1 protein-coding gene is annotated in these 345 nt (G+C 36.8%); it reads left to right on the forward strand.

The window, feature by feature from the left end:
• The first annotated feature begins 100 nt into the window (after nt 1–100).
• Entirely contained in the window at nt 101–295 is a 195-nt protein-coding gene (locus tag D5S11_RS19745; protein WP_128424650.1) for a hypothetical protein, read from the forward strand.
• Nucleotides 296–345 lie beyond the last annotated feature (50 nt).

A 345-nucleotide genomic window follows, 5' to 3' on the forward strand; every position in this document is an offset into this window, starting at 1 on the left:
AGGGTGGGTTAGTTTACGGACGACTCCATATTAAATGCTAGTCACATTTATAACTCTGACCCATTCTCTATACATATTAATAAACAACGGAGAGATGGGTATGAAATGGTTAACAGTAAGTATTAATCCACCACCGCTTGATGGGGTTATCGTTGTAAGGTCTGCTAATTTATTTGATCTTGGTCGTTCATACGAAGTTATTCAAATTGACCCTAAGGTAATGGAGTACGAAGATTTAACTTACTACCTTGGTAGTAATGATTTTATAGAGTGGGGTTGTTTAGATGATGAATAACCACGAATATCAAGGCAGTGAGCAACCTAACGAGTGTGAAGTATGTTTTA

The organism is Bacillus sp. L75 (assembly GCF_003676355.1).
Taxonomy (GTDB): domain Bacteria; phylum Bacillota; class Bacilli; order Bacillales; family Bacillaceae; genus Bacillus; species Bacillus velezensis.